The sequence below is a fragment of the Parafrankia sp. EAN1pec genome (assembly GCF_000018005.1).
Classification (GTDB): Bacteria; Actinomycetota; Actinomycetes; order Frankiales; family Frankiaceae; genus Parafrankia; species Parafrankia soli.
This window is the reverse complement of sequence record NC_009921.1, coordinates 4,005,754-4,031,415: the sequence shown is the minus strand read 5'-3', so window position 1 is coordinate 4,031,415 and position 25,662 is coordinate 4,005,754. Positions and strand designations below refer to the sequence as shown.

At 68.4% G+C, this 25,662-nt stretch carries 19 protein-coding genes; 7 read left to right on the top strand and 12 right to left on the bottom strand.

Annotated elements, in window-relative coordinates; translation table 11 throughout:
- Positions 1-57: 57 nt before the first annotated feature.
- A complete protein-coding gene (locus tag FRANEAN1_RS16475; protein WP_020460942.1) occupies positions 58-1,626 on the top strand; it encodes an acyl-CoA synthetase in 1,569 nt (522 codons plus the stop codon).
- 27 nt (positions 1,627-1,653) lie between these two features.
- Positions 1,654-3,240 (top strand): ABC transporter substrate-binding protein, encoded by a 1,587-nt coding sequence (locus FRANEAN1_RS16470; RefSeq protein WP_020460941.1) that lies wholly within the window; start codon positions 1,654-1,656, stop codon positions 3,238-3,240.
- 7 nt (positions 3,241-3,247) lie between these two features.
- Here the strand turns inward: FRANEAN1_RS16470 and FRANEAN1_RS16465 are convergent, their stop codons facing one another.
- From FRANEAN1_RS16465 to FRANEAN1_RS16445, 5 genes are all read right to left on the bottom strand, one after another.
- Positions 3,248-4,762: an MFS transporter gene (locus tag FRANEAN1_RS16465; RefSeq protein WP_020460940.1), complete on the bottom strand. Its 1,515-nt coding sequence runs from the start codon at positions 4,760-4,762 to the stop codon at positions 3,248-3,250.
- A gap of 133 nt (positions 4,763-4,895) precedes the next feature.
- Positions 4,896-5,585 (bottom strand): ABC transporter ATP-binding protein, encoded by a 690-nt coding sequence (locus FRANEAN1_RS16460; protein ID WP_020460939.1) that lies wholly within the window; start codon positions 5,583-5,585, stop codon positions 4,896-4,898.
- A 6-nt stretch (positions 5,586-5,591) separates the two neighbouring features.
- Entirely contained in the window at positions 5,592-8,450 is a 2,859-nt protein-coding gene (locus tag FRANEAN1_RS16455) for a branched-chain amino acid ABC transporter permease/ATP-binding protein (protein WP_347177167.1), read from the bottom strand.
- Positions 8,451-8,555: 105 nt separating this feature from the next.
- The gene (locus FRANEAN1_RS16450) at positions 8,556-9,752 is read right to left on the bottom strand and encodes an ABC transporter substrate-binding protein (protein WP_347177166.1); all 1,197 of its coding nucleotides are present in this window, start codon (positions 9,750-9,752) and stop codon (positions 8,556-8,558) included.
- A 272-nt stretch (positions 9,753-10,024) separates the two neighbouring features.
- Entirely contained in the window at positions 10,025-10,606 is a 582-nt protein-coding gene (locus tag FRANEAN1_RS16445) for a DUF2993 domain-containing protein (RefSeq protein WP_020460936.1), read from the bottom strand.
- 364 nt (positions 10,607-10,970) lie between these two features.
- Between FRANEAN1_RS16445 and FRANEAN1_RS16440 the strand changes: the two genes are divergently transcribed.
- The 3 genes from FRANEAN1_RS16440 (at position 10,971) to FRANEAN1_RS16430 (ending at position 15,281) form a co-directional block, all read left to right on the top strand.
- The gene (locus tag FRANEAN1_RS16440) at positions 10,971-13,244 is read left to right on the top strand and encodes an MMPL family transporter (RefSeq protein WP_041256004.1); all 2,274 of its coding nucleotides are present in this window, start codon (positions 10,971-10,973) and stop codon (positions 13,242-13,244) included.
- A gap of 116 nt (positions 13,245-13,360) precedes the next feature.
- On the top strand, positions 13,361-14,698 hold the full coding sequence (locus tag FRANEAN1_RS16435; protein WP_020460934.1) for a sensor histidine kinase: 1,338 nt from the start codon (positions 13,361-13,363) through the stop codon (positions 14,696-14,698).
- Positions 14,601-15,281: a response regulator transcription factor gene (locus FRANEAN1_RS16430; protein WP_020460933.1), complete on the top strand. Its 681-nt coding sequence runs from the start codon at positions 14,601-14,603 to the stop codon at positions 15,279-15,281. The genes FRANEAN1_RS16435 and FRANEAN1_RS16430 overlap by 98 nt, the downstream gene beginning before the upstream one ends.
- Positions 15,282-15,317: 36 nt before the next feature.
- Here the strand turns inward: FRANEAN1_RS16430 and FRANEAN1_RS16425 are convergent, their stop codons facing one another.
- Entirely contained in the window at positions 15,318-16,460 is a 1,143-nt protein-coding gene (locus FRANEAN1_RS16425; protein WP_020460932.1) for a thiolase family protein, read from the bottom strand.
- 34 nt (positions 16,461-16,494) lie between these two features.
- Entirely contained in the window at positions 16,495-16,911 is a 417-nt protein-coding gene (locus FRANEAN1_RS16420) for an OB-fold domain-containing protein (RefSeq protein WP_020460931.1), read from the bottom strand.
- 878 nt (positions 16,912-17,789) lie between these two features.
- Here FRANEAN1_RS16420 and htpG point away from each other — a divergent pair.
- Positions 17,790-19,721 carry a molecular chaperone HtpG gene (htpG, locus tag FRANEAN1_RS16415; protein ID WP_020460930.1) on the top strand — a complete coding sequence of 644 codons (1,932 nt, stop codon included), beginning with the start codon at positions 17,790-17,792 and terminating at the stop codon, positions 19,719-19,721.
- A gap of 229 nt (positions 19,722-19,950) precedes the next feature.
- Here the strand turns inward: htpG and FRANEAN1_RS16410 are convergent, their stop codons facing one another.
- The 4 genes from FRANEAN1_RS16410 to FRANEAN1_RS16400 form a co-directional block, all read right to left on the bottom strand.
- Positions 19,951-20,604, bottom strand: coding sequence for a TetR family transcriptional regulator (locus FRANEAN1_RS16410; protein WP_041256003.1), 654 nt, complete (start codon positions 20,602-20,604; stop codon positions 19,951-19,953).
- A gap of 429 nt (positions 20,605-21,033) precedes the next feature.
- On the bottom strand, positions 21,034-21,168 hold the full coding sequence (locus FRANEAN1_RS43490; protein WP_020460928.1) for a hypothetical protein: 135 nt from the start codon (positions 21,166-21,168) through the stop codon (positions 21,034-21,036).
- An 84-nt stretch (positions 21,169-21,252) separates the two neighbouring features.
- Entirely contained in the window at positions 21,253-22,026 is a 774-nt protein-coding gene (locus FRANEAN1_RS16405) for an SDR family NAD(P)-dependent oxidoreductase (protein ID WP_020460927.1), read from the bottom strand.
- Positions 22,027-22,146: 120 nt separating this feature from the next.
- Complete coding sequence (locus FRANEAN1_RS16400; protein WP_020460926.1) at positions 22,147-23,019, bottom strand: SDR family oxidoreductase; 873 nt, start codon at positions 23,017-23,019, stop codon at positions 22,147-22,149.
- Between the two features lie 164 nt (positions 23,020-23,183).
- Between FRANEAN1_RS16400 and FRANEAN1_RS16395 the strand changes: the two genes are divergently transcribed.
- Entirely contained in the window at positions 23,184-24,125 is a 942-nt protein-coding gene (locus FRANEAN1_RS16395; RefSeq protein WP_041256001.1) for a LysR family transcriptional regulator, read from the top strand.
- 75 nt (positions 24,126-24,200) lie between these two features.
- Here FRANEAN1_RS16395 and FRANEAN1_RS16390 read toward each other — a convergent pair whose 3' ends face one another.
- Entirely contained in the window at positions 24,201-25,259 is a 1,059-nt protein-coding gene (locus FRANEAN1_RS16390; protein WP_347177165.1) for a TIGR03621 family F420-dependent LLM class oxidoreductase, read from the bottom strand.
- Positions 25,260-25,662 lie beyond the last annotated feature (403 nt).

The window sequence follows — 25,662 nt, the reverse complement described above, 5'->3', positions numbered from 1 at the left end:
ATTGAAAGAGCTACGTTTCCCGTATGGCGAACCGTTGTTCTCTCCCTGGAGGACCAGATGTACCCACCAGACTTCGCGACGCTGACCCCTGACAAGCCCGCAGTGATCCTCGCCGGTGGCCCCCGCGGGCAGGAACGGATCCTGACCTACCGTGAGCTCGTCGAGGGCTCCAACCGGCTGGCCCGGTTACTCGTCGACTCGGGCCTGCGCCCGGGTGACCGCCTCGCGATTCTCGCCGAGAACCACCTGCGCTATTTCGAGCTGGTCTGGGCCGGCCTCAACTGCGGCCTCTACATCACCCCGGTGAACTCGCATCTCACCCCGCCCGAGGTCGCGTACCTGATCAACGACAGCGGGGCCAGGGCGTTGATCAGCAGCCGGGCGCTCGCGGCGGTCGCCGAGGCCGTCGTCCCTGAGACCCCCGGGGTCGTCCGGCGCCTCATGCTCGACGGGGGCTCCGAGCACTACGAGGATCTCGACGCCGCCACCGCCGGCTTCTCCGCCGAGCCCCGGGACGACGAGATCCGCGGCACGTTCATGCTCTACAGCTCCGGGACGACCGGCCGGCCGAAGGGAATCCAGTTCCCGCTGCCCGACTGGCCCGCCAGCGAGGGCGACGCCCCGCTGCTTCCCGGCGCCCGCGGGGCCTTCGGCTTCAACGCCGAAGCGGTCTACATCTCCCCCGCGCCGCTCTACCACGCAGCCCCGCTACGGGTGTCCGCGCTGATGCACAGCGTCGGCGGCACGGTCGTCGTCCTCCCGAAGTTCGACGCCGAGGGGGCCCTGCACGCGATCGAACGGTACCGGGTGACCACCTCCCAGTGGGTCCCGACGATGTTCGTCCGGATGCTCAAGCTGCCACCCGAGGTCCGCGCCCGCTACGACCTGTCGAGCCTGCGGATCGCCGTCCACGCGGCCGCGCCGTGCCCGGTCGAGGTCAAGCGCCAGATGATCGAGTGGTGGGGCCCGATCATCTTCGAGTACTACTCCGGCTCGGAGAACGTCGGCAGCACCGGGCTGACCAGCGAGGAGTGGCTGGCGCACCCGGGTTCGGTCGGCCGTGCGCAGGGCGGCGTGCTGCACATCTGCGGCGAGGACGGCGCGGAGCTCCCGGCCGGCCAGGACGGAGCCGTCTACTTCGAGGCCAAGGGCGCGGGCTTCAATTACCACAACGACCCGGACCGCACCAGAGCCGTCAGCCATCCCGCCCACCCCGGCTGGCGCACCCTGGGCGACATCGGCCACGTCGACGAGGACGGCTACCTCTACCTCAGTGACCGGAAGGACTTCACGATCATCGCGGGCGGGGTGAACATCTACCCGCGCGAGATCGAGGACGTCCTGGTGCTGCACGACGAGGTCGTGGACGTCGCCGTGTTCGGCGTGCCGCACCCCGAGCTCGGCGAGCAGGTCAAGGCCGTCGTCCAGCCGGTGCGGATGGCCGACGCCGGCGACGGGCTGGCCGCGCGGCTGCTGGAGCACTGCCGCACCAGGCTCGCGCCGTTCAAGTGGCCGCGGTCGATCGACTTCGTGCCCGAACTCCCCCGCCTGGACAACGGCAAGCTCTACAAGAAGCCGCTGCGCGACGCCTACTGGGCCACCGAGGCCTCCACCGTCGCCCGTTAGCCGCCGGGAACCAGTGAGAGGACTGCAATGTTTCGCAGAGAGAAGTTACTCACCACCGTCATCGCCTGTTGTGTGGCGCTCGCCGTGGGCGCCTGCGGCGGCGGTGACGGCTCGTCCACGACGACCGGCACCACCACCACCGCCACCGGACCCACCGGCGACCCGGTCGCCGGCGGCTCGCTGCGGGTCATGCAGCTCCGCGAGCCCCGTTCGATGGATCCGGTCACCATGACGAACGCGTGGCAGGTCAACGCGTTCGTGGGCAACGCCCTGTACGGCACGTTGATGATCAACGATGAGCACACCAACGAGATCAAGTACACGATGGCGGAGTCGTTCGCCACCACCGACAAGGGCGCCACGTTCGCGCTGAAACTGCGACCGGGCCTGAAGTTCACCGACGGCACCCCGCTCGACGCCGCCGCGGTGAAGTTCAACTGGGATCGCCATCGGGATCCGGCGATGGCCTCGCCCTACCTGCCGGAGGCGTCCCTCATCGCCTCCACCGACGTCGTGGACGCCACGACCCTCAAGGTGACGATGACCGAGCCGGTGCCCAGCTTCCCGGCCGCGCTGCTCACCACGTCCATGAACTGGATCGCCTCCCCCACCGCCCTGCAGAAGGGCAAGGCGTCCTTCGACGCGAAACCGGTCGGCGCGGGGCCGTACACCGTGCGGACCTGGACCCGCCAGGACCGCATCGAGCTGGCGAAGAACCCCGGCTACTGGGACGCCCCCCGGCCCTACCTCGACAGCATCACCATCCGCACGTCGGACGACTCGGGCCAGCGGTACAACACGCTGATCAGCGGCGGCGCCGACGTGGTCATCGACACGAACGCGGACAGCGTCGCCAAGGCCGGGAAGGCCGGCTACTCGACGGACGTCGCGCCGCTGAGCGGCGGCCTGTTCCTCGCGATGAACATGCGCAGGGCGCCGTTCGACGACCTGCGGGCCCGGCAGGCGATCGCGGCCGCCGTCGACCTGGACGCGCTGAACCTGGCCGTGTACAACGGCGCCGCCCAGACCGCCGACACGCTGTTCACCAAGTCCTCGCCGTTCTACTCCGACAAGCCGCTGCGGACGTACGACCGGGCGAAGGCGCAGCAGCTGTTCGACGAGCTGGCCGCCGACGGCAAGCCTGTCACCTTCACGTTCACCAGCTTCGCCTCGTCGGAGATCAGGGACACGACCGAGAACGTCCAGGCCCAGCTCAGCTCGTACAAGAACGTCAAGGTTCAGGTGCGGGTGGTCGACTTCTCCGAGTATCCCAAGATCCAGGCGAGCAACGACTTCGACATGGTCGTCTGGTCGGCGAACTTCATCGACCCGGACCCACGGATGTGGACGGCGTTCCGCAGCGACTCCCGCGGCAACTTCCCGGGCGTCAAGGACGAGCGGATCGACGCCGCCCTGAAGGCGGGCCGCACGGCGACGACCGAACAGGAGCGCAAGGCCGCGTACGCCACCCTCCAGGAGCGGCTGACCGCGCTGGTTCCCGCGGTCTTCACCGTCCGGGTGAACCCGAGCGTCATGGCCGCCAGGAACGTCGGCGGCGTCACCCAGTACGGCCTCGGATCACTCCTGCCCGAGCCCCTGTGGCTCCAGCCATGACCTGACCTCAGACGCTTGAGGTGGATGTCGCCGCGGGCTGGGCCGCCTGCGGCGACGTCCGGCGTGGTTCCGGGAGCGTGACGGTCGACTTCGACGCCGCGCGGCCGGGGATGCCGAGGGCCAGCAGGCCGGCGATCAGCGCGGCACCGGCGCCGATCAGGTATCCGACGTGCAGGCCGGCGAGGGAGGGCACCCGGGTCGATCCGAACGGGATGGTCATGTTCGCCAGGACCACGCCGATCACCGCGCTCGCCCCCGTGGTTCCGATGGAGCGCATGAGGGTGTTGAGGCCGTTCGCCGCGGCGCCCTCGGAGGCCGGCACGGACTGCATGATCAGAGTGGGCATGGACGCGTAAGCCAGTGCGACGCCGGTGCTGATCACGCAGCTGACGAGAAGGACTCCCGGCGGGCTGCTGGTGAGCCCAAGTGCGAGGCAGTAGCCACCGGCGATCACGACCGAGCCGGCGATGAGCGAGGTCCTCGGTCCGCGTGCCGTGATCAGCCTGCCGGCGATGGGCGACACGGCCATCATCACCAGCCCCACGGGGGCCATCCACAGGCCTGTGGCGAGCAACGACTGGCCGAGCCCGTGCCCGGTGGCCTTCGGCAGCTGCAGCAGCTGGGGGTTGATCAGCGAGTTCGCGTACATCGCGAAGCCCAGTGCAACGGAAGCGGTGTTCGTCAGCAGCACCGGGCGCCGGATGGTGGTGCGCAGGTCCACGAGGGGGGCCTCGGCGCGGGCCTCCCACCAGGTCCAGGCGACGAGGAGGGCGGCGGCCACCATGCCCAGGCCGAGGGTCGTGGTGCTGGTCCAGCCCCAGGTGCTTCCCTTCGACACGGCGAGCAGCAGCGCGACGAGCCCTCCGGAGAGCAGGATCGCCCCCGGCAGGTCGAACCGGCCCGTGCCGCGGACCGGCGACTCGGGAACGACCCGCCAGATCAGCACCATCAGGGCGACGACGGCGACAGCCGAGCCCCAGAACAGCACGTGCCAGTTGGCCTGCTGGGCGACCGCCGCCGCGATCGGCAGGCCCAGCGCGCTCCCGATCCCGAGCGAGGAGCTCATCAGCGCCATGGCGGGGATCAGCCGCTTCGCCGGCAGCAGGTCACGCATGATGCTGATGCCCAGCGGGATGATCGCCATGCCGAGGCCCTGCATCGACCGGCCCACCAGCAACGGCACGAGCGAGCTGCTCAGGGCGCACACCACCGAGCCGCAGGCGAGCGCGGTGCCGGCGACGAAGACCATGCGCCGCTTGCCGTAGAGGTCACCGAGCCGCCCGTACACCGGGTTGGCGACGGACGCGGTGAGCAGCGTGGCCGTGATCGCCCACGAGGCGTTCGCCGAGCTGGTGTGCAGCAGCGATGGCAGCGTCGGCAGTAGCGGCACCATCAACGTCTGCATCATCGCGACGACGACGCCTATCCCGCCCAGGACAGCGATGATCGCGTTGACGCGCGACTCGTCCACACGACGGGTAGCGACCGGGGCGGAACCGCCACTGTCGGCACTGGAGGCCATGTCCCCTCCTCACTTCCTTGTACTATACATACATATGTATCATGCATACCTCCCGAATGTCAGTGCACGACGGAGCGGAACCGGTCACACTTGCCGCGCCTCGGAGTGGTCGAGCCATGCCGACCTGTCAGGGCTACTCGATGCCCAGGTATTTCTCGTAGATCTCGTCCGCGCTGATGTCAGTGGCCGCGCCGCGGTGAATGATCTCGCCGCGGCTGAGGATGTAGACGGTCCTGGCGAGATCGAGCGCGCGTTGCACGTACTGCTCGACCACGACGAGCGACACCCCACGTTCGACCAGCCGCCCCAGGAGCTCGAAGATCGTGTCGACGATGAGGGGTGCGAGCCCGAGGGACGCCTCGTCGACGACCACGAGCTTCGGGCGGGTGATGTAGGCCCGCGACAGGGCGAGCATCTGCTGCTCGCCGCCGGACATGCTCCCGGCGGTCTGCCGGAGCTTGGTCTTCAGCGCGGGGAACAGCTCGACGACCTCCGCCACCGCGTCGGCGCCGCCGGATCGGGCCTGGATGGTGATGTTCTCCCTGACTGTGAGGGAGGGGAAGATTCCCCGGCCCTCAGGCACGTGGCACACGCCCAGCCGGGCGTACTTGTGGGGCGCGTTCCCGGTGACGTCCTTGCCGTCGACCTCGATCCGACCGGATCGCGGCTTGACGAATCCGGTGGCGGTGCGCAGCAACGTCGTCTTGCCGGCGCCGTTGGGGCCGAGCAGCGCCACGACCTCGCCGTCCCCGACGGTGAAGTCGACGTCGCGCAGAACGGTCGTCTGGCCGTATCCGGCGGTGACCGAGCTCAGTGTCAGCATCGCCGACTACTCCTGGGGCTGGAGCGGCATGCTCCGGTCGGTGGATGGGTCGTCCGCACTGTCCGCGGCAACGGCCACGCTGCCGAGGTAGGCGCTGCGGACCTGGTCTGAGCTCTCCATCTGGTCTGGGGTCCCTTCGAAGATCGGTTGCCCGAAGTCGAGCACGTACAGGTAGTCGCAGATCTCCCGGACCAGGCTCATGTCGTGCTCGACGAGCAGGACACCGCAGCCGCGCTCGCGAACCACGGTCTGGAGAACCTGGCCGAACTGCTCGGTCTCGTGGCCGTCCAGCCCGGAGGAGGGCTCGTCCAGCAGCAGCATGTCGAACGGACCGGCGAGGGCGCGGGCCAGCTCCACCAGGCGCCGCTGCCCGATCGGGAGCAGCCCGACCTGCAGGTCTGCGATCCGGGTGGTTCCGGTGAGCGCGAGCGACTCCTCGACGACCTCGGAGACCACACGGTTCGCGTGCCGCGAGCTCACCAGGTGGTTGAGCGGGTTCGCGCCGGCCATGGACGCCTCGCGGCCCATGGCGACGTTCTGCCGCACGGTGAGGCTGTTGAACAGCTCGGTGCGCTGGAACGTCCGTCCCAGCCCGTGCCGGGCCCGGCTGGCGGGCCCCTCCCCCGTGACGTTGGCGCCGTGCAGGAGGACCTCGCCGGAGCTTGGCCGGAGCAGGCCGCTGCAGGCGTTGAACGTCGTGGTCTTGCCGGCGCCGTTCGGCCCGATGAGACCGGTGATGGCCCCGGGCCTGGCCTTGAGGGTCACCCCGTTCACGGCGTGCACGCCGCCGAAGCGGACGGACAGGTCGCGGACTGTCAGGCCGTCCCCGGTGGGAGCCTCGCGGCGGGGCGAGGGCACCTGGCGGGCCGGCACGCCGGGCGTTGCCGGTGCGTCGACGGCGGCTGTGTCGACGGCGGCCAGGCCGTCGGCGGCCAGGCCGTCGGCGGCCAGGCCGTCGGCGGCCAGGCCGTCGGCGGCCAGGCCGTCGGCGGCCAGGCCGTCCAAGGTGACAGGGGCCGCCCTGCCGCCCAGTCGGTCCAGCAGCGCCTGCAGGCGGGCGGGTGTGACGCCGCCCCGGGTGCCCCACGCGGCCGTGGCGGCGCCGAGCCCGAAGAGCAGGTTGAGGACGGTGCTGGTGTTCTGGCCGGTGATGTAGGCCGGGAGCACGCTGTAGCCGACGGCCGCGACGAGTGCGTACCACGGATCGCCGATGGTGACGATCACGACCAGCGCGACGAGGGTCAGCGAGCTGAACGACGGGTAGTAGGTGCCGACGCCGAAGTGGAACAGCATCGCGTTGAGCGCCCCGGCCAGGGACGCGATCGCGGCGGTGACGCAGAAGACGATCACCTTGAGGACGCTCGAGGTCGTCCCGTGGGTCTCCAGCGCGAGCGGCGAGTCCGCCAGCGCCTCGAGCAGCCGGCCCAGCCGGCCGTGGCCGATGGCGGTGATGACGCCGGCGACGAGCACGGTGATGACCAGCAGCAGGTAGTAGAAGCCCTTGTCGCTCGAGAGGTCCAGACTGCCGATGGAGAAGACCGGCCGCGGTGCCTCGATGCCCAGCGCGGACTGGCTGAACATGAAGTTCCGGGTGTAGAAGACCTGCTCGGCGAGAATGCCCAGCCCCAGCGTGGCCAGCGCGAGGAACACACCGGACACCCGCACGGCCGGAATCGAGATCAGGGCACCGACCGGGATGGCGACCAGCGTCGCCAGGATGAGCGCCGGCAGCCACGGCATGCTGTTGGAGAAGTGCCCGAAGGCGGCCGCGCCGACCGCGGCGAACGCCAGGTGGCACAGCGAGATCTGGCCGGACCGCCGGACAAGGAGGCCCAGCGACAGGAACAGCATGATGTTGATGAGCGCGGACGACCACACCGCGATGTGGCCGGACTGGATCGTCGGTACCAGGCCGAGCAGGACGATCGCGATCGCGAACGTCGTCAGCCGGATCCGGACCGGAGCGTGGTAGGAGCGCCGGGTGCTCAGCACGGCCGTCAGCCGCCGCTGCGCGAGCAGGCGCCGGGGCAGCACGATGAGGGCCACGAACAGGATGACGAACGGCAGCGCCGGCGGCAGCCCGCCGATCCACGTGATGGTCGCGGAGTACTTGTCGACCAGCGAACTGGCGATACCCACCACCAGGCCGCCGACGAACGTCAGCGGCAGGTTGGTGAAGTAGCCGATGGCGGCGGCCCCGAAGGCCGCGAACACGATCGTCGTCAGGGTGACGCCGTCGAGGTCGTGCGACGGTGCGAGCAGCAGACCGGCCACGCCGGCGAAGACGCTGCCGATGACCCAGGCCGCCCGGCGGACAAGTACCGGGTCGTCGCCGCTCATGGAGATGAGCTCATGGTTGTCGACGACACCGCGCATGACGATGCCGAACCGGACGGACCGGAAGAACCAGTAGAGCCCGGCAGCGGCCGCCGCCGACAGCAGGAAGAGAATGATCTCCTCCCAGGTGACGTTCACCCCGACCATCCGCACCGTGTCCTGCGGCAGGAAATGGGGGAAGGTCGGCGGATTGACCGGGTGCCACAGCAGCCCGATGCTCGACACGACGAGGATCAGTCCGACGGTCGCGACGACTTTGATCGTTTCGCTGGCTCCGTTGAGCGACCGGGCCAACAGCTCCAGCACCAGGCCGAGCAACGGCGCGAACACGAGAAGCGAGACGGCCGCCGCGAGCGGCCACGGCCAGCCGTGATCGACGTTCAGGAAATAGAAACAGAACGCGACGAGCGTGGCTACCGCACCGTAGCCGAAGTTGAATATACCCGACGTTTTATAGGTGAGCACCAGGCCGATTCCAGCGAGGCCGTAGACCGCGCCGGTCGCAAGACCGATGACGATGAATGGCAAGAAATCGTTCACGAAAGCCTCGGCTTCATATCCGGATCGACGCAATGAGTAAGCCGCTGGGGCCCGACGTTCGCACGTCGGGCCCCGCAGCCATGGAACTCGTTGCTAGGAGGACGTGTCGCAGACGAGCTTCCCGCCGTCCACCAGGAGCGCCTTTCCGTCCTGCAGGCGTGCCGTGAACGAGCAGTTGACCGGATTTGTCTGGCCGGCCTTGAAGGTCAGGGGCGCCGACCATCCGCCGAGGTTGTCGTCCTTCACCGAGGTGAAGCCCTTGCTCAGGATCTCGGCGGACAGCTCGTCGTTGGCACCCGCACCCGAGGCTTTGACGGCACTTTCGATGAGCAGCCCACCGGTCCACGCCTGGGACGCGAAGGTGCTCCAGGTGTCACCCTCCCGCAGGCCCGGGTAGTACTTGTCCACCACCGTGTTCATCGCCTGCACCGGAGGCTCGTCGGCGAAGAACGGGAGGATGGGGAACGTCATCCAGAGGTGGTCCTTGAGTCCCGGCGTGTCGGCCAGGGCCATCTGGAATCCCGTTCCCGCCTCAAGGAAAGAGGGGTTGTATCCCTGACGGTCACAGTCCGTCGCCACGTTCTGGAGGATCGACGCCGAGTGGGCGATGTAGAGCGCGTCGACGTGTGCCTGCTTCGCGGCGACACACTGCGCGGTGTAGTTGGCCGCCGTCGCCGAGATTGACGCGCTGTAGGTGACCGGAACGCCCTGCCTGTCACCGGCCGCCTTGATTCCCGGAACCGTTTCCTGGCAGCTCGGGGACTCGGCGCAGTAGAGGATGCCGACGTTCTTCGCCCCCGCCAGCTTGGCCGTGGCGATGACCGAGAACGGCAGGGCGCTCGCCGTCTGGCCCGAGGCGTAGGCGTTCGGGTACTTGATGAACAGCGAGGAGTTCAGCTCCCCGCCGACCACCGGGATCTTCGCCGCCGCCGCGGCCGCGCCCCACGCCGCGTCGAGCGGGGTCAGGTCGAGGATGACATCGACCTTGGCGGAGATCAACGCCTGCGCCTTTGTGACAGAAGTGCCCGGATTGCCTGCGTCGTCATACTTCGTGAGTTCGACGGGATGGCCGTTGATGCCACCGGCGGCATTGACCGACTTCGCCCAGGCTTCGGTGACCCTGCCGGCCGCGTCGATCGTCTTGCCGAACGAACCCGAACAGCTACAGATCACGCCGACCTTCACCGGCGCGCCTGACGGCTTGGCGCCACCGGAGCTGTCCGCGGTGGCCGAGTCGCTCGACGAGGAGCTGCTACACCCGGCAGCAATAGTCGCAACGGCTACGAGCATAGCGATCATGATCTTGCGTAAGTGCATGTCTCTCCCCTGGCCCGACGGTCTCGGCCGTCGCGGTGGCGGGAGCGTAGTGAATGTGTGCTCACTCCGCAAGACCCCAGGGGTACCCAGAGATCGCTGCTGGACCACACCTGTCACCGATCCACCCGATGAGTGGCCGCTTGCCCCGATACCGGAAGCCGGTCCCGTCCACCATCCGTTTACCAGGACGCAGAGGGAGGGTTGACTGTGCGTGGGGGCTCGACAACCGGAAACGGGGCGTCGGGTCAGGCGCGGCCGTTCTCCACCGGGGGGCAGTGCCGGGTCGGGGTCTCCGTCGCCAGGAGGACGAGATCCCTGGCGGTCGCGGTCAGCGACAGGCCCTCGGCGTCGGTGGACGCCTTGACGATGGTCAGGTCACCCAGGCCGCCGGGCACCGGCACGTCGGCCCGGCCGGAGACCCCCACTTCGGCACCGCCACCCACCGGGTTGATCTGGATTCCGCCGGGCTGGTCGGCCAGGAACGTGTTCACGTCGGCATAGTCGAGATGGACCGTCGCCTCGACATCGTCGACCGGCACGTCACCGACACTGTTCGTGAGTATCTTCCGGACCGGAATGTGAATCCCTTTGAGGTGTGCCTCGACCGACGAGATGCGGGGGCCGGGAGTTGAGATTCCCTCGATGCGCACGCCGATCGCGATGATCCGCCGACGTCGCCACCACTTTCGGCGCTTCGGGGAAAACGACCCCGCACCGGGTTCAACGAGCCCCGGATGAAGGCCGGGACCGTCGCCGAACTCCTCGGCGCGGCCGTCATGAGTGACCTGGGTGGGAATGGGTCCGTCGTCGCCGGTCTTCTGGTTCACCGAGAATCTCCACTCCGCGCCGCACCGGTATCCCGGGCGCGACATTGCCGTTCGCTGGTGGTACCCGCGGCCCGATCCGGAGCCGGGTGACGGAACGCCGCTTCCTGGTCACGTCGGGGGACGCCGACCACGGTGCACCCGGGTGGACGGGCCGCGCGTCGGCCGCAGGCAGTGGATTTCGACTGCTGCGGGCTCGGTAGGCGGACGTCCGGCTACTGCGCCGGTAGTCGCCCCGGCGGCACCCCGCCGGCCGGGCGTGTACTGCGGTTTTCGTAGCCGGAAGTGCCGGCAGGCGGACGACGACGGGACCCACCGGTTTCGCGCAGTCTTCTCGTGTACCCGAGAAGATGTGGAGATCTCCCCCGTGGCGACTTTTCTTTATCGGCTGGGCCGTCTGTCGTTCCGGCGGCGCCGATACGTTCTTCTGCTATGGGTGGGGGTGCTGGTCACCGTCGGCTTCGGCGCGGCCAGGGCACCCGCCGCCCCGGACGACGCGTTCTCCATGCCAGGTACCGAATCCCAGCGGGCGTTCGACCTCCTAGACGAACGCTTCCCCGGCACCGGAGCGGACGGGGCGGTCGCCCGCATCGTCTTCGTCGCCCCACCAGGCCAGACCCTGACCACACCCGAAAACCGCACCACTGTTGAACGAGTCGTCGCGGAGGCCGCCGCCAGCCCACAGGTCGCCAACGCCGTGAACCCCTTCCAAAGCGGGGCGGTCAGCACGGACGCGGCGACCGCCTACGCCACGGTCTCCTACACGGCGATCAGTGATGATCTCACCGACGCCACCAAAAACAGCCTGCAAGGCGCGGTCACAGACGGCCAGACAGCGGGCCTGACCGTCGAGCTAGGCGGAGACGCGCTGACAACCCGGCCAGGGGCGGGCGGAGTGACCGAGGCCGTCGGAATCGCGATCGCCGCACTCGTCCTGCTGATCACCTTCGGATCCCTGGCCGCAGCCGGGCTACCGCTACTGACCGCGATCGTCAGCGTCGGCGTCGGAATCGCCTCGATCATGGCCCTGGCCAGCACCCTCGGCCTGTCCTCAACCACCAGCACCCTCGCGATGATGCTCGGCCTCGCCGTCGGCATCGACTACGCCGTGTTCATCGTCTCCCGCTACCGGGAAGAACACGCCCGCGGGCTGGAACCCCAGGACGCCACAGCGGTCGCGACCGGCACCGCCGGGTCATCGGTAGTGTTCGCCGGGCTCACCGTGGTGATCGCGCTGGCCGGCCTGTTCATCGTCGGAGTCCCAACCCTGACGAAAATGGGCCTGGCCGCCGCGGGCACCGTCGGTATCGCCGTCGGAGTCGCGCTGACCCTCGTCCCGGCGCTGCTCGGGTTCTTCCCCCGCGCCGTGCTCCCCCGCTCCACACGCAAGAGCACCACGCGCAGCACCACAAGTAGGTTCGCGCGCAGAGCCACGAGGAAGACCGAGCACCGCGGGCCCAACGCGGGCACCCGCTGGGCGAACCTGATCCTGCGCCGCCCGCTGCCCGTCCTCATCCTCTCCGTACTCGCCCTGGGGGCGATCGCCCTGCCCGTCCTGGACCTGCGCCTGGGCACGGCCGGCGACGAGGCGAAGCCCACCTCCACCACCGAACGCCGCGCCTACGACGACCTCGCCGCGGGCTTCGGGCCAGGCTTCAACGGCCCACTGACCATCGTCGTCGACGCGACAGGTTCCGACAACGCGCAGACAGCGGTCACCACGATCACCCAGAAGATCAGCGCAACACCCGGTGTCGTCTCCGCCTCGGCCGCCCGGTTCAACACCGCGGGCGACACAGCGGTATTCACCGCGGTGCCGGCCACCGGACCGAGCGAGGCAGCAACCAAGGACCTCGTCCACACCATCCGCGCGCAACGCGCCACGGTCACCGCCGCCACCGGCGCGACCTTCCAGGTCACCGGCACCACCGCCGTGAACATCGACATCGCCCAGAAGGTCCAGGACGCACTCATCCCCTACCTCGCCATCGTGGTGGGCCTGGCGTTCCTGCTCCTGCTCGTGCTGTTCCGCTCGGTACTCGTCCCACTCAAAGCCGCCCTCGGGTTCCTACTCTCCGTCCTGGCTGCCCTCGGAGCAGTCGTCGCGGTCTTCCAATGGGGCTGGCTCGCTGGGCTCATCGGCCTCCACCAAACCGGACCCATCATGAGCATGATGCCGATCTTCATGGTCGGTATCGTCTTCGGCCTCGCCATGGACTACGAGGTCTTCCTCGTCGCCCGCATCCGCGAGGCCCACGTCCACGGCGAGAACGCCCGGGACGCGATCACCTCCGGGTTCGGGTACAGCGCCCGCGTCGTGGTCGCCGCCGCACTGATCATGATGGCGGTCTTCGCCGGCTTCATCGGCACCAGCGAACCGATCATCAAAATGATCGGGTTCGGCCTGGCCACCGCGGTCCTACTCGACGCCTTCGTCGTCCGCATGACCATCGTCCCCGCCGTCCTCGCCCTTCTCGGAGAGAAGGCATGGTGGATCCCACGCCACCTCGACCGGGTCCTGCCCCACATCGACGTCGAGGGCGAGACGCTGAACCGGCCCACCGCCGTGGCACCGGCCGTTGCGGCACCGGCCACCGGCCGCGAGGAACCCGTCGCCCTGGAATCCGCGTCCGCACGATAAGCACGGCCCCGTCCGAGGACCGCCGGCACCCGGCAGGCGGCACTGCGGCCCTCGGACGGGGCCCGTACCGTGGGCACCACGGCCCAGCAACGGCCCAGCATCGGACGGGAACCGCTATGACGATCACCAGCCGGTGGCGGCGCCTCCGGGACCATCACCGCACAAGCACCGTGGTGATCGCGGTTCTGGCCTTCGCGGCCGCCGGTCCCGCCAGCAGGCTCAACCCGCAGCATGTCGCGCACGACAGTTCGCCGTGGCCGGCGGTGCTGCTCGCCGCCGTCGCCTGCACCGCACTGCTCTGGCACGAACGCCATCCCCGCGCGACCGCCGTGGTGGCCATCACCTGCACCGTGTTCCTGGCCGGCCTGGGCTACCTCCTCACCTCCCTGATGATCGCCCCAGCGATGGCCGCGCTCTACTGGCTGGCCGCGCACACCGACCGCAGAACCACCCTGAGCATCGCCATCCCCGGCTGCGCGGCGGTGGTCGCGACGGCGCTGGTCGCCGACCCCGACGGCTACCCCCTGGAACTCAAGACCATCGGCCCGACCGCCTGGCTACTGATGGCCGCGTCACTCGGCGGCGCGAGACGGATCAAACAGGACTACCTCGACGCCGTCAAAGCCCGCGCCGAATACGCAGAACGCACCCGCGAGGCCGAAGCCCGCCGCCGGGTCGCCGACGAACGCACCCGCATCGCCCGCGAACTCCACGACGTCGTCGCCCACCACATCACCCTCGCCCACGCCCAGGCCGGCACCGCCGCACACCTCGTCCGCACCCACCCCGACCAGACGGAACCGATCCTCACCAACCTCACCGCCACCACCTCCTCCGCCCTGCGCGACCTCAAGGCCACCGTCGGCCTCCTGCGGCAGAGCGACGACCTGGACGCGCCGCTGGAGCCGGCCCCCTCGCTCGCCCAGCTCCCCCAGCTCGCCGACACGTTCGCCGCGACCGGGCTCACGGTCACGATCACCACCCGTGGCGAACCGTCCCCGCTCTCCCCCGGCATCGACCTCACGGCCTATCGGATCGCGCAGGAGGCCCTCACCAACGTGGCGAAGCACGCCAGGACCGACAACGCCTGTGTCGACATCACCTACGCCCCGCACAGCGTCACCCTGATGATCATAAATGGCGGCGGGGAGAACGCGGGCCCGGTCAGCCGCGGCGCGCGTCCCGGCGCCGGGACGTCGATCCCGGCCTCGGGCAGCGGGTTCGGCCTGATCGGCATGCGGGAACGCGCACTGTCCGTCGGCGGACATCTCGAGGCCGGTCATCATCCCGAGGTCGGCTTCCACGTCACCGCCATCCTGCCCCTGCACCCCAGAACTCCCACGAAAACGGAAGCCGATGACTATCCGAGTGCTCCTCGCCGACGACCAGACCCTCCTACGGGCAACCTTCCGGATTCTGATCGACTCCTGCAGCGACATGGAGGTCGTCGGTGAGGCCGCGGACGGGCACGAGGCCGTCGCGGCGACCCGGGAGCACCGCCCGGACGTCGTGGTCATGGACATCCGCATGCCCGGCACCGACGGGCTCGCCGCCACCGCCGCCATCTGCGGCGACGAGACGCTGGCGGCCACCCGTGTCCTGATCCTCACGACCTTCGAGATCGACGAGTACGTGGCCCAGGCGCTCCGCGTCGGCGCGAGCGGCTTCCTCGGCAAGGACGTCGGAACGGACGAGCTGCTCTCCGCCATCCGCACCGTCGCCGGCGGCGACGCGCTTCTCTCGCCGGCGGCCACCCGTGTCCTCATCAGCCGTTTCCTCGCCACCCCGGAGCCCGCGGCCACCGCCACGGTCAATCCCGTGGCGCTCGCCGCGCTCACCGCTCGCGAACGCGAGGTCATGGCGCTGGTGGCCGAAGGCTACTCGAACCACGAAATCGCCGACCGGCTTGTCATCAGCCCACTGACCGCCCGCACGCACGTCCACCGGGCCATGGCGAAGCTCAACGCCCGCGACCGGGCGCAGCTGGTCGTCATCGCGTACCAGTCCGGCCTGCTGCAAACCGCTCGACCGGACTGAGCGGGCGTTTCAGGAACGCCCGCTCAGGCGGTGAGCTCAGACGGTGAGGACGGTGGCCGCGGCCGTGCCGGGGGCGCCGTAGACCTGGGCGAATCCGACGCGCGGGTTGCCGGCGACCTGACGGTCACCCGCCTGACCACGCAGCTGGCGGACCAGCTCGTGCACCTGGCGGAGCCCGGATGCGCCGATCGGCTCGCCGTTGGCGATGAGGCCGCCGTCGGTGTTGACCGGCAACGGGCCGTTGATCTCGGTCGCGCCCTCGGCGAGCAGCTTCTCCTGCTCACCGTCGGCGCAGAAGCCGCACTCGGCCATGTGAATGATCTCCGCGCCGGCATCCGTGTCCTGAAGCTGGATCACGTCGACGTCGCCCGGGCCGACGCCGGCCGCCTCGAAGGCGGCGCGGGCGGCGTAGACGGTCGGCGCGACGTCCTCGTCGACCGGTGCGAAGGTGCTGTGCACCTCGTAGGCGCCGAAGCGGCGGGTGCGGATCTCCGCGGCGCGCAGGTAGATCGGCTGCGAGGTGAACCGGTGCGCGATGTCGGCGCGGCACATGATGGCGGCGGCGGCGCCCTCGTCCGGCGAGCAGAACATGTAGTGCGTCAACGGATAGTTGAGCATGGGCGAGCCGAGGATCTCCTCCTCGCTCAACGGCTTACGCCGGAAGGCGTTCGGGTTGAGCACGCCGTTGCGGTAGTTCTTGGCGGCGACCTTCGCCAGCGTCCGCTGCGAGATGCCGTGCTCGTGGAGGTAGCGGTTGGCCTTGATCCCGAAGAACTGCGTGGTGACGAACTGGCCGTTCTCGGCATACCACGACGGCAGGCCGAGCATCGACGGGTCGGCGGTGAAAGCACCGCGCGGGTGCTTGTCCATGCCCACGGCGATGCCGATGTCGTACTTGCCGAGCCGGATCGTGTCGGCGCACAGCTGGATGGCGCTGGCCGCGGTCGCGCAGGCGTTGAACACGTCGGTGAACGGGATGCCGGTCAGCCCGACGAGCCTCGTCACCGCGTCCGGGTTGGCGACCTCCAGGCTGCCACCGACACCGAACTGGATGTCCTTCCACTCGATCCCGGCATCCTTCAGCGCCAGCTGGATCGCGTCCGCGCCGAGCTCCATGGCCGACTTCTCGAAGCGACCGAAGGGATGCAGGCCCACGCCGATGATGGCGACGTCGTTCATCTCGGTGGTTCCTCTCTGGCTCGTTCGGCGGGGCTCAGGCTGGGGCGAAGGCGAAGGTGATCACTTCGTCGCCGTCGGCGTCGGTGTAGAACGGCACCATCGTCAACTCGACGTCCATGCCGAACTTCAGCTTCTGCGGGTCGGCCTCCGTGAGCCGGCCCTCGACGCGGATCACGTCGTCGAGCTGGACCAGCCCGATACCGAACGGCTTGAAGGTCTTGGCCGTCTCCCCACCCGCGTAGGGCAGCTTTGGGACGAAGCCCTGCGTCGTCCACGCGATGAGGGTGCCGCGGCGGGGCAGCAGCTCGTCGCTCATCTTGTCGCCGCTACACCGAGGGCAGAGGGCCTGGGTGGGGAACGTCGTGGCGCTGCAGTCGCCGCAACGGCTACCGATGAGCTGTGGCTGCTCGTCGGGCCAGGTTGAGATCTCGGGCGCGAGCGCCTTTTGCATCCTTTTGCTCCTTCTTGCCAGCCGACGGCCTGTTCGTCCTGAGGAGTATCCATCATGGCCGGGAGCTGGCGCCTCGCGAACGACGGCCGGGCGTGCTCCGGGGCCGGCCGGCCCGGGGCGCCACGCTCCGGCTTGATCCGCGCACGCGGCCACCAGGCTCGATCAGCACCGCTGCGCCAGCACCATCAGTGCAGCTGCGCCGATGTGATCCGCTGCCGGGCACGCCCTCCGCAGCCGCTGGCCGGGACGTCGTCCGCGCCTCCAGCGACCCGGGACGTCGCAGCCCGGGACATCCTCGTTCACCGCCGCGCGGTCGCTGTCAGCCAAAATTGTTCGCCTGTATCTGGAGTTACTTCTGCGTCAGACCATCCAGAGCACTGAATTCCGCCGAGAGGCCGATTACCATGGCATTCACAGGCGATTCTGGGAAATCGAGGCAATGAGAGGATTGGTCAGCGGCGACCGTGTGGGCGTCGTAATCCAGCGCAGGATGTACGCAGCCCCGCCGGCGGCGGTCCAGGTTGTTCGACCCTGGCTCCTTCACCCCGCCCCGCCTCCGCGGGCGGCCCGGTGCCGGTCGGCCGACCGGATCGACGGCCTCGACGTCGTTGCCTTCTGCCCCGACGGGACCCAGATACGCGGGGCACCGGCGCTCAGGCCGCCGCGCAGATCGTCGGCCTGACCCACGCCCTCGTGTCCTACCGGACGCCGGCCGCAGGTCGGTGTCCGTGGTCGAGATGGTACTCAGCCTCGACCAGTGGCTCCGGCGGGTTCCGGTGCGCCTGATGCTCGACTGAGCGGATGCCGTGCGGGCACTGAACGGGTGCTGCGCGTCGGTATCCTGTTCCGCGAACTGTTCGTGTCCGCATGGAGGTCCCGTGAGCAATCGGATCGAGACGCTTGAATTTCAGGCCGAGGCCCGTCAGCTTCTACAACTGATGGTCCATTCGATCTACTCCGACAAAGATATCTTCCTGCGCGAGCTGATCTCCAACGCGTCCGACGCCCTCGACAAGCTGCGCATCGCCTCACTTGTCGACAAGGACCTTTCGACTGACACGTCAGACCTGCACATCGCCCTCGAGGTCGACCGGGAGCAGCGCACCCTCACCGTGCGCGACAACGGCATCGGCATGTCCCGCGACGACGTCGTCCAGCTCATCGGCACCATTGCCAGGTCGGGAACGGCCGAGATGCTCCGGAAGGCGAAGGAGTCGAAGGACGCCGCCGCGTCGCTGGACCTCATCGGCCAGTTCGGTGTCGGTTTCTACTCGACCTTCATGGTGGCGGACAAGGTCACGCTGCTGACGCGCCGGGCCGGCGAGAGCGGTGGCACGCGCTGGGAGTCGGGCGGCGAGGGCACGTACGTCATCGAGGATGTCGACGACGCGCCGCAGGGCACCGCCGTCACCCTGCATCTCAAGCCGGAGGACAGCGAGGACCACCTCTTCGACTACACCGCCGAGCGGAAGATCCGGGAGATCGTCAAGCGGTACTCCGACTTCATCGCGTGGCCCATCCGAATGGCTACAGAGAACCCGGACCAGGCAGCGAGCACGGACGAAGACGGCACGGCCACGACCGACATCCAGACGCTCAACTCGATGAAGGCGTTGTGGGCGCGCCCGCCCGCCGAGGTCGACCAGGCCGAGTACAACGAGCTGTACCACCACCTCAGCCATGACTGGACCGACCCGCTCGAGACCATCCGCATGAAGGGTGAAGGCCTCTTCGAGTACGAGGCGCTGCTCTTCATCCCGTCCCACGCGCCGTTCGACCTGTTCGCGCAGGACGGCAAGCGTGGCGTCCAGCTGTACGTGAAGCGCGTGTTCATCATGGACGACTGCCAGGCGCTCATGCCGAACTTCCTGCGGTTTGTCAAGGGTGTCGTCGACGCGCACGACCTGTCGCTGAACATCTCCCGCGAGATCCTCCAGCAGGACCGCCAGATCCAGCTGGTTCGCCGCCGGCTGGTGAAAAAGGTGCTTTCGACGGTCCGCGGCCTGCAGACGGACGATGCCGAACGCTACCGGACCTTCTGGAAGGAGTTCGGGCCCGTCGTCAAGGAGGGGCTGCTGGACGACGTCGACAACCAGGAGGCGATCCTGGAGATCGTCTCCTGCGCCTCGACGCGCGACCCGGAGCAGACGACGACCCTGCGGGAGTACGTCGACCGGATGAAGGACGGCCAGGACGACATCTACTATATGACCGGCGACTCCCGGTTGATGATCGAGAAGTCGCCACACATCGAGGCCTTCCTCGCCAGGGGGTACGAGGTGCTCCTCCTGACGGACCCGGTCGACGAGGTGTGGGTCGAGCGGGTGGCGCGGTTCGACGGCAAGCCGCTGCGGTCGATCGCCAAGGGCCAGGTCGATCTCGACACCGCGGCCGAGAAGGACAGCACCGAGCCCGAGCGGGAACAGCAGCGGAAGGATTTCGCCGAGCTGCTGTCCTGGCTGACCCGGACCCTGCACGAGCAGGTGAAGGAGGTCCGCCTCTCCTCCCGCCTCACCACGTCGCCGGCCTGCATCGTGGGGGACACCCACGACATCACGCCGACCCTGGAGAAGATGTACCGCTCCATGGGGCAGAACGTGCCGCATTCCAAGCGCATCCTGGAGCTCAATCCGACGCATCCACTGGTGGAGGGGTTGCGGAAGGCCCACGAGCAGGACGCGAGCTCCGACGTTCTCAGCGAGACGGCGGAGCTGCTGTACGGGATGGCGCTGCTGGCCGAGGGCGGGGAGCTCGCCGACCCGTCCCGCTTCACCCGCATTCTCGCCGACCGGCTAGCGAACACCCTGTAGGGGGCGTGCACCCGAAACCACGGTGAAGCTCCGCGGGCCCAGGCTCGCGCAGCCGACCTCGGCGCCGGCGACGTGCTCGGCGCCGGGGTCGCCCGTCCGAGGAACAACTGAGGCAGACCTCGGATGACCGGCTCGCTTCGTCCGGTACGAGTCAGCGTGCAGGTCCGGGCCCGCGTCGACGGCGACCGCCGTCGCCGTCGCCGTCGACGCCCGCCTGCGCAGCGGTCGACTAGCTCTCATCCGGGTGGCTGATACCGCGCAGGATGACGGTCACTCGATCACGGAGTGTCTGGCGCAGCCAGGAAGCGGAGCGGTCTCCCGCCCCCCAGCGGGTGATTGCTTCCATTGTCACGGCCGTCATCATCGCGGCGACTTCTTCCACATCGATCTGCTCGCCAAGCTCGCCGCGTTCCCTACCGTGGCGGAGGAGGGATTCGAAGGCGACACTCAGGCGAGGGATCGCCAGGGTTCCATCATCCGGCCGCCCCACGAAGCCAAGGGCGCCGGCCCGCAGCGCGGCCCCCCTGGGCGCGCGAACGACGCGTCGAGCCATCGAGGTCATCACCTGATCGCTCAACGAGCGCAGGGGGACGCCTCGCGCGGTTCCAGCCTCGACCTGGTCGATCATCGCCTGGATCGTCGCCGAGCTCATCTCAAGGAGAATCGCCTCCTTGTTGGGAAAATGGAAATAGAAGGTTCCCTTGCTGACCCCGGCTGCGTGAGCGATATCAGCCACGGTGCTCGCTTCGTACGCCGCATCGAAGTCACCCTCGTTCCAAAGACGAAGGGCGGCGCGAGTGAGGGCCAGACGACTCTCCCGTGACCTGGTGTTCACAAGCGTCGCCCGCTGGCGGGGCGGGGTACGCGTTCGGCCGGGTTCCATCACGGGAATCATACGCAGCGCGGACCGCGACCATTCCGATCTTGCAGGACACCCCTTCTCGGATCGCGGGATGGTTCCCGGACCAGGCAGGTGGGGCAGCCAGGCAGGTGGGGCGGACCTCGGCCGGCGCGGAGGAGGCGTGCCGTCAGGGGCGCCCCGCCGCTCCGCCGGGGCCGACAAGCCCGGCCCGGCCCCGCTGTTCACCGCCTGGTCTCAGCGCCTGGTGTAGATCACGCCGAGCTTGTCGGTCTCCGTCCCGGCGCGGCCGTGGAAGCCGGCGATCCGCCAGCCGGACGGCGCGGTGCGGGCGGGGAAACAGACGCATCAGTACTCCGCATCGGCAGATGTCGGACGGAATCTGGCGTCGGAAAACTACGGTCGGAGATACACGGCGGTCAGTGAACAACAGGTAGAACACTGACCTAATAGTCACCGCCGTTCCTCGCATGCCCGGGGTTCTGACCGCCCCTGCTCGGCCAGGTCGGCGTCGACGAGTGCCCGGGCGGCCCAGGCCGGAACCTCGCGTTCCTGCTTGGAGTCGAGCCCGCCGATGTCGCGCAGCACGACCTGCGCCTCCCAGCCGGCCTGCCGATGCCGGTCACCGCGTTCACGGTGTCGGCCGTCCCCGGCCGGATGCCGGGTCGTTCGTCAGGCACGCATGTTGGCGCCGCCGTCGATCGCCCAGACCTGACCGTTGATCCATTCGGCGTCGTCCGAGAGCAGGAAGGACACGACGGCGGCCAGATCGCTCGGACGGCCCAGCCGGGTGGTGGGGACCTCTTTCAGGAACCTCTCCTGGAGCGCGACGTCGTTCTGGATCTCCTGTGTCTCGCCCATCACCAGACCCGGCATCACCCCGTTGCAGCGCACGCCCCTGGATCCCCAGTTCCCGGCGACGTGCCGCGTGAGCGCATTGACCGCCGATTTCGAGGCCGCATAGGCGGGCCGGAGACGGTCGCCTGCACTGACCGCCGCACCGGACGAGGTGTTGACGATGCCACCGCCACCGTTCGCGAGCAGATGAGGCAGGACGGCGCGAATGGTCCGCACGAACCCGACCACGTTGACGTCCAGTGTTCGATGCCACACGTCGAGATCGGTGTCCAGTACCGACTTGTCCCGCCCGAGGTTGCCGGGCGACAGGTCCGCGCCGACGTTGAACAGGCCGTGGACGGCGCCGAACTTCTCCAGCGTCGTATCGACCATCTCATTGACCGAGTGCTCGTCGGCGAGGTCGAAGTGGACAGCGACCGCGCTGCCGCCGGCCTCGTTTATCTTTCTGACGGTGCTCTGCGCTCCGGCGAGGTTGATGTCGCCAACTACCACCTTGGCACTCTCCTCGGCGAGCCTTTTTGCCGCCCCGGCACCGATTCCGGTGGCCCCGCCCGCCACGATGAAGACCTTGTCCGCCAGTCCGCGCATCTCACTGCTCCCGCACTCTGGTACTGAAAAACCATTCCCCCGCGTGTCGTCGCGCCAGGATCATCGGCCGCGCCCCTGGCGCGACGACAGCACATCCCATCCAATCTCCCAGCGATCAGATCATCCCATCCACTGACCGCCCGCGACGTCGATGGTCTGACCGCACATGTAGTCGGCGGCCTCCGAGCAGAGGTACGCGACCATGTTGGCGACCTCTTCCGGCAGGCAGACCCGGCCCAGCTGCACCTGGTTCTTCAGCGCATCGATGATGGACTTCCGACCCGCGAACTGCGCCTCGTTCTGCGGCTCGAAGAGCATCGCCTTCATCTCAGACTTGATCATGATACCCGGAGCCACACCAAGCACGTTGACGCCACGGGACGCGACCTCGTGCGCGAGATTACGGGTGAAACCGATGACCCCAGCCTTGCACGAGCAGTAGACCGTCAGGCCGGGCTGCTGAATTCGCCCACCCACCGCCCCGATGTTGATGATCTTCCCTGAGCCCTGGGGCAGCAGGTACTCCAGCGCCGCGTGGGCGCCGTACATCATCATGGTCAGGCTACCCAGGACGGTCCGGTCGATCTCTTCCTTCGTGTGCTTCTCGAAGGCCCCGGCGGCCACCATGACCGGGTTGTTCACCATGATGTCCAGGCCGCCGAGCGCCTCCCGGCTCTCCCGCACCGCCCGATGGACCTGGTCCCAGTCCGACATGTCGGCGCGGATCGGAACGGTCTTCACGCCCCAGCGCTTCGCGATCTCCCCTGCGCGCCGCTCGACCTTCTCGAAGGTCCGGCCGACCAGCGCGATATCGGCACCGGAACCAGCCAGCCGATTGGCGATCGCATGACCTAATCCGTCACCCCCCGCACCGATGACAATCGCCTTCTGGCCGCTCAGGTCCAGCAGCTCGCTTACCCGCTTGTCGATGATATGGGTGGGCAGCCGGTCCAGCCCCAGCGCCTGAGTCAGGTACTGCGTATCCGAATCCATGAGATCCCCTATCGCCGGCCCAAAGAAAAAGTTTTATCCAGCACAGCAAGACGCACCATCTCGCCTGGTTCCAAGGATGTTACGGCCATGCCGCCGGAGCATGCCAATACAAATTTCGACGCCTGGGTATACCGATTCGGCATGACTGGTGTAGCATGCGCGCCATGGACACACATCGCCTCAGGTACTTCTTACAAGTCGCCGACGAAGGATCGATCAATCGCGCCGCGAGCGTGCTGGGGATCGCTCAACCCGCACTGAGCCGTCAGGTCCGACTCCTCGAGGAGGACCTCGGCGTCACGCTGTTCCGGCGAACAGCTCGCGGTGTGCAACTGACAGAAGAGGGAGAACGGCTGCGCGCCACCACGACGGCGCCGCTGCGTCAGCTGGAGCTCGCTATGCGATACGTCGGATCCCGCCTGGCGCGAGTCGAGCGGGCGCTGAATATCGGCCTGCCGACGACCGCCGCCTGCGTGCTGGCCGCACCGTTACTGGACAGCCTGAGCATGGTTTTTCCCAAAGTCGACTTCCAGGTGCGCGTCGGGAGTACCGACGAACTCGTCGACGGCATGTTGAAGGGCTCCGTCGATATCGCGGTGATCCATCCTGTCCTGGACGGCCGACTGTTCCAGGAGGAGCTACTGGTGGAGGATCTTGTCGTTGTCGGGGGCGCCGCATCGGACCTCATGCCTGGCCGGGCGATCGGATTCGCCGAGCTCGCCGACTGCCCGCTCGTCCTGCCGGCCTCCCAGACCGGAATCCGCAACAGTCTCGAGAACACGGCGCTGAAGCTCAAGCTGAAACTGACGTCCAGATTCGCGACCGACTCGCTTCAGGTGGCAAAGGATCTCATCGCCGCAGGCCGCGGGTACGGCATTCTCCCGCTTTCCGCCTGTGCTACCGACATCGAGAACAAAAGGCTGCGCTACGCCCCGCTTCGCGATCCCGCACTCACGCAACAGCTGGGCACCGGCACCACGTCTCACCTGGAACTGCCGCGCGGTTTCGCGACGAAGGTCGGCCAGGTCATCCGCGACGAGGCGGAGCAGCTCGTCAGGTCCGGCGTGTGGGCAGCGCGGATCTCCCCGCCACAGCGTGGGGCCTGATCTCGGCCGCCTGCGCCGCTGCCTGTTCCGCCGGCTCGCGCCGCAGGACCGAAGGGTCGGTGGCTCCCGCCGGAGTCACGCCGCGGCGCCGGCTGGCGCGTCCGCCAGCCGTTCCACGACCGGTGCGAAGGATTCGGGGCTCGCACCGAGCGGCGTTGTGAAGTAACTGATCCCGAACCGGTCACGGATGTCCAGGATTTTCCGGCAGACGTCGTCCAGCGAACCGATGGCCACCATCGGCGACGAGCCGAGGTCCGCTCGCGACGGGACGGCGCCCCCGGACGATCCTCGGACCTGCCGGCCAAAGCTCTGAAAGCAGGCCTCAAACGCCGCTTCCGGATCATCGGTGATCGTCACGTTCAGCAGTTGGGCTCCCAGCTCGATGTCGCCGAAGCGGTCCCCGGCGGCAGCGCGGACCCAGCCGATTCTCTCCTCGTAGGCCTCGCCGCTGAACGGGTGCGGTTCGGCCGGCCGGACCTCCTGCGGAAGCCGGGGCATGATCTGCACGATGTCGGCATGGCGCCCGGCGACCGAGAGCAGCTTGCGGCCACCGCCGCCGATCATGATCGGCGGGTGCGGACGCTGCAGAGGCCGCGGGGTGCCACGAAGAGCATCAATCGTGAAGTTCGCGCCTGAGTAGCTGAACGGATCATCTCCGAACAGGCCTTTCAGGATGATGACCACTTCCTCGAGCCGCGCGATCCGCGCGGCGGCCGGGTCGTACCGGATGCCGGCCTGTTGGTACTCGGCCTGCATCCATCCCGCGCCGAGCCCCACCTGCAGACGCCCCTGGGACAGCACGTCCAGGGTGGCGAGTTCCTTGGCGAGGACGGCGGGATGCCGTAGATCCTGGTTGAGGACAGTCTGGGTCAGCCGCAGCGTGCTGGTCGCGTCGGCGACCGCCTGGAGCGCGATCAGCGGAGCGTACCGGATCATGAAATGGTCGGCGAGAGCGAAGGTCGAGTAGCCGAGACCCTCGATGGCCTGCCCAGCCTCCCGGAGCGCCGCGAGGTCGGAGATCCGGCCCGGGCCGGTGTTGAACCGGATCGGCCGCGCCGGTGACGGATGAGCCTCGCTCGGCTCGCCCATGACCAGCGTCCTCGGCCTCGGGTAGGCCTTCGCGGGCTCCGCCATCACTCGTCCCGCTCTCCGCTCCAGCGGCATCGACTGCGCAAGGGGCCACCTCACCGTTCACACGCCCCGGCGCGGCGCCGACGTCCGCGGAGCACGCCGTCAGTTGGGAGATCCGGCACAACCTGACACCAACATCAACACGCGACGGTAGTCGCATCCTGGTCGAGCAGCAAGAGCTGCCGCCCGGCGCCTCCCGGTAGCCGTGCGTCGGGAGGCCGGCGAGATAGCTCTGCGGGGTCTTGTCATAGCGGGTGGCGATGCCTCGCCAGGCCTTCAGCTTGTTGATCGGGCACTCGAATTGCCGCCGCAACCGCTCGGGGTACGGGCCGAGCCTGCCGATCGGCAGGTAGGGCTCGATGAACTCCCACTCCTCGTCCGTCAGTTGCACCCGCGTCATGCAGGA